Below are 4,303 nucleotides of genomic sequence, written 5' to 3' on the forward strand. Positions count from 1 at the left end.
CCCCGGCGAGCCGGACGGTCCGGCGCGCCCGGCAGGGCCCGGCGGCCCGCCCCGCCCCGGTGCCCCGGGCGGGCCCGGCGGCCCCGGTGGTCCCGGTGCGCCGACCACGCGTCCGGTCGCCCGGTCCCGCTGGCCGCGCCGCCGCAAGATCAAGTACGTCGCCCTCGGGCTGGTCGGCGCGCTGCTGGCCACCGTCGTCGGCACCTACTTCTGGGCCGACTCCCGGCTGCACCACGAGAACGTCCTGGTCGGCTACGACGGGCGTCCGGCCGCCGGCAAGGGCACCAACTGGCTGATCGTCGGCTCGGACAGCCGCGACGGCCTGAGCGACACCGAGAAGCAGGACCTGCACACCGGCTCGGACACCGGCAAGCGCAGCGACTCGATGATGATCCTGCACATCGGTGACCACGGGAACACGCTGATGAGCATCCCGCGCGACTCCTGGGTGCCGATCCCGGCCCACCAGGACACCTCCGGCAGCGGGAAGAACATCCCCGCCACCACCTCGAAGATCAACGCGGCCTTCAACAACGGCGGCGCCCAGTTGCTGGTGCGCACCGTGGAGACCAACACCGGCATCCACATCGACCACTACGCGGAGATCGGGTTCGCCGGCTTCGTCGGCATCGTGAACTCGGTCGGCGGCGTCGACATGTGCATCGAGAAGGACATCCAGGACCAGGACTCCGGCCTGAACCTCAAGGCCGGCTGCCAGACCCTGAACGGCCAGCAGTCGCTCGCCTTCGTGCGCGAGCGCCACCAGATGGCCGACCAGGACCTGGGCCGGATGCGCAACCAGCAGAAGTTCCTCAGCGCGCTGGCCCACCAGGCGGCCTCCCCCGCCACCCTGCTGGACCCCTTCACGCTCTACCCGCTGATCGGCTCCGGCCTGGACACCCTGATCGTCGACAACGACGCCGGGCTGACCGACCTGGCCACCCTCTTCGAGGCGATGAAGGGCGTCACCAGCGGCGACGGGAAGAGCATCACCATCCCGATCGGCAACCCGGACTACCGCACGGCGAGCGGCGAGTCGGCGGTGAAGTGGGACCCGACGAAGTCCAAGCAGGTCTTCGAGGCGATCAAGAACGACACTCCGGTCCCGTCCTGAGTCCCCCTCCCGGGCCCCTCTCCTGAGGCCGCTCCGGGACCGGACGACGGAGACGGACGGATCACCCACGGGCGCGGGGCCGGCGAGTACGCCGGCCCCGCGCCTGCGTGGTCCGCCCGCGCGGGCGGACGCCTCAGGACGGCCGGGCGGAGCGCAGGGCCCGGGCGTCCTCGATCCGGCCCTGCAACGCGGCCAGCAGCCCGCGCAGGATGGTGATGGTGCCCTCGTCGGTCAGGTCGCCCTGCGCGTCGAACCGCTCGTGCGAGCGGAAGGCGACCAGCTCGGGCTTGACCACCACGTCGCTGTCGGTCCAGACGAAGATCTGTCGCAGCGCCAACTGGGCCCGCACCGAGCCGAAGTTGGTCGGCGCCGCGCCCATGATGGCGATCGGCTTGCGGGAGAGCGGCACCCCCTCGGCCTTGGTCCAGTCGGTGCTCACCCAGTCGAGCGCGTTCTTCAGCACGCCCGGCACCGAGTAGTTGAACTCCGGCGTGGCGATGAGCAGGCCGTCCGCCTCCGTGATGGCGCGGCGCAGCGCCTCGACGACGGCCGGGCGGCGGTCCGGGTGGTCGAGGTCCTGGTCGTAGGGCGGGATCTCGCGCAGGCCGTCGTAGATCTCGATCTCCAGGGCCGCCGGGGCGAACTTCCGTGCGGCGCGCAGGAGCTGCGTGTTGTGCGAGTCGGCGCGCAGCGAGCCGGAGATGGCCAGGATCCTGGAAACGCTCATGACGGGGTGCTCCTCGCATACGGGTGGCGGGCGCCGCGGGACGGACGGCGCCGTAGGGCGGCCGGGCCGGCGGGCCGAGTGGCCTGACGCCGAACAAGCTAAACCGTTCAGTTCATGTCGTCAACCAGACAGTTCAGTCTTGACAGTGAACTGAATCGTCTAGTTCACTCAAGCCCATGACGACGACCACCGGTACCGCCACTGCCACCGCCGCCCCCGCCGGGACCCGGCCCACCCCCTCGACCCGCTCGACGGTCGAGGTGATCGACCCCGTGCACACCCTGGAGGGCGCCGGGTTCCCGGTCCGCCGCCCCTTCCCGGTTCCCGAACTGCCCTTCCTGGACCCGTTCCTGATGATCGACCAGACCGGCCCGCTGCTCCTGGCCCCCGGCGAGGCCAAGGGCGCCCCGGACCACCCGCACCGCGGGTTCGAGGCCGTCTCCTACGTCATCGAGGGCGCCATGGAGTACGCCGACTCGGCCGGCCACCGCGGTGTCACGGGCCCCGGTGACGTGCAGTGGCTCACCGCCGGCGCCGGCATCGTGCACTCCAACATGCCCTCCGCCGAGTTGCTCGAACGAGGCGGCCGGCAGCACCTGGTGCAGATCTGGGTGAACCTCCCCGCCCGGCTCAAGGGCCTGCCGCCGCACACCCAGAACCACGGGCCGGGGACCATCCCGACGGTCCCCACCGGCGACGGCGGCGAGTTGACGGTGATCGCCGGCAGCACCCACGGGGTGACCGGGCCGTTCGACACCCACCTTCCGGTCCTGCTGGTGCACGCCCGGCTGGCGGCCGGCGGGCGCGCCGAGTTCACCGTCCCGGCCCATCACAACGCCGCCGTCTACGTGCTCTCCGGCGCCGCCGCCGTGCCGGCCGCCGCACTGGCGGACGGCCGGCTCGCGGTGCTCGCCCAGGACGGTGAGCGGATCGTGGTGACGGCGCCCGGCGACGCGGCCGAGGTACTGGTCCTGGCGGGCGAGCCGATCGGCGAGCCGGTGGCCCGCGGCGGACCGTTCGTGATGAACACCGTCGAGGAACTCCGCCAGGCGCAGGCGGACTTCGCGGCCGGCCGGCTGGGCCGGAGCACGTCGTGAGCACCGTGATGCTCCCGGCCGCGGTGGAGGCGGCGCGCTCCGCCGCGGGCGTGCGGCGCGGTGACGGTGGCGGCAGCGCCGACGGTGGCGCCGGCGTGGGCGGTCCGGACGGTCGCCCGACGGGGACGCGGTCCGCGCAGGGCCGGTCCGCCTCGCCCGGCCCCCGGGACGGGCGGGGTGCACCGGAGCGGCGGCGGTCCGGGGTGCTGCTGGCCGCCCTCGCCGCGCCGGCCGCGGCCGGGATCTCCGGCCCCAGCCTCACCTTGCCCGCGATCGCCCACGACCTGCGGATCGGCTCGGCCCCGGTGGCCTGGGTGATGACCGCCTACACGCTCGGCATGCTGGTGGGCACTCCCTTGCTGGCCGGCACCGCCGGCCGGCGCGGCGTGCGACCACTGCTGACCGTCTCGGGCGTCCTGCTGGCGCTGGGTGTGGTGCTGACGCTCGCCGGCCACGGCCTGCCGCTGCTGATCGTGGGGCGCGCGACGGAGGCGATCGGCGCGGCCGGCTTCAACACCGCGGCCTTCCAGCTCGCCGGCCGGGACCGGACCGGGCGGGCCGCCGGACTGGTCGCCATCGGCAGCGCGGCCGGCGGCACCGCCGGGCTGTTCGTCGGAGCGGCGGTGGCGCAGTTGATCGGCTGGCAGGCGGCGCTGGTGCTGCCGGTGTTCAGCCTGCTCCTGCTGCCGGCACTCCTGCCGACGCTCCCGGCGGCCGACGTGCCGCACGGGACCGAGGTCGCGCGGAAGGCGAGCGGAGTGCGCCGGCTGCCGGCCCTCGCCCCGCTTACCGGCCGCCGCTTCCGGCTGGCCGCCGCGCTGATGCTGCTGCTCTCCACCGTGAACTTCGCCCTGGTCTACGGCGCTCCCCGGCGCGCCGCCCACCTCACCGGCTGGGCCCCCGTGCAGACCGGCGCCGTGGCCTCGCTCGTCGCCCTGGCCGGCGCGCTGCTCTCCTGGGTCCTGGTGCGGGCCGCAGGGCGCCTGGGCGCGCGCCGGACGGGCGTGGTGCTGGCCGGCGGCTCGCTCGGCGCGCTCCTGCTGGCCTCGGCCAGCCCCTGGGCACCGGGCGTGCTGCTGGGGACGGGGCTCAGCGCCTTCGTCACCGCGTCCGGGCAGGGCGTGCTGACCGGTGTCGCCGCGAGCGACGCACCCGGGCCACGCCGTGCGGAGGCGATCGCCCTGTTCAACCTGGTCTTCCTGCTCGGCGCCTCGCTAGGGCCGCAGCTCGCCGCCGTGGCGCACCGAACGGTTCAGTTCATATACTGAGGCTTTCGTCCCCTTTCTCCGTGCGGGAGCCGGCCCCGTCACCCCCTCGGCCCGCCGCCCCGCACCACCTCACTCGACCCCCGCGAGGAGCAGACCG

4 protein-coding genes are annotated in these 4,303 nt (G+C 74.2%); 3 read left to right on the forward strand and 1 reads right to left on the reverse strand.

What is annotated here, in order from left to right; translation table 11 throughout:
- Positions 1-1,114 (forward strand): LCP family protein (locus ABD323_RS39660; protein WP_344446968.1); only part of this gene is annotated, 1,114 nt, incomplete at its 5' end.
- A gap of 133 nt (positions 1,115-1,247) precedes the next feature.
- Here ABD323_RS39660 and ABD323_RS39665 read toward each other — a convergent pair.
- On the reverse strand, positions 1,248-1,841 hold the full coding sequence (locus ABD323_RS39665) for an NADPH-dependent FMN reductase (RefSeq protein ID WP_344446969.1): 594 nt from the start codon (positions 1,839-1,841) through the stop codon (positions 1,248-1,250).
- Between the two features lie 176 nt (positions 1,842-2,017).
- On the opposite strand from ABD323_RS39665, the gene ABD323_RS39670 reads away from it, so the two are divergent.
- Together ABD323_RS39670 and ABD323_RS39675 are read left to right on the forward strand one after the other, a co-directional pair.
- On the forward strand, positions 2,018-2,938 hold the full coding sequence (locus ABD323_RS39670; protein ID WP_344446971.1) for a pirin family protein: 921 nt from the start codon (positions 2,018-2,020) through the stop codon (positions 2,936-2,938).
- A complete protein-coding gene (locus ABD323_RS39675; protein ID WP_344446972.1) occupies positions 2,935-4,206 on the forward strand; it encodes an MFS transporter in 1,272 nt (423 codons plus the stop codon). Before ABD323_RS39670 ends, ABD323_RS39675 begins: the two co-directional genes overlap by 4 nt.
- Positions 4,207-4,303 lie beyond the last annotated feature (97 nt).

Origin of the sequence: Kitasatospora nipponensis (assembly GCF_039528135.1) — a bacterium.
Classification (GTDB): domain Bacteria; phylum Actinomycetota; class Actinomycetes; order Streptomycetales; family Streptomycetaceae; genus Kitasatospora; species Kitasatospora nipponensis.

What these genes read in the sequence shown, in the direction of transcription:
- ABD323_RS39665 (WP_344446969.1), bottom strand. Translation starts at nt 1,841, where the DNA reads ATGAGCGTTTCCAGGATCCTGGCCATCTCCGGCTCGCTGCGCGCCGAC.
- ABD323_RS39670 (WP_344446971.1), top strand. Translation starts at nt 2,018, where the DNA reads ATGACGACGACCACCGGTACCGCCACTGCCACCGCCGCCCCCGCCGGG.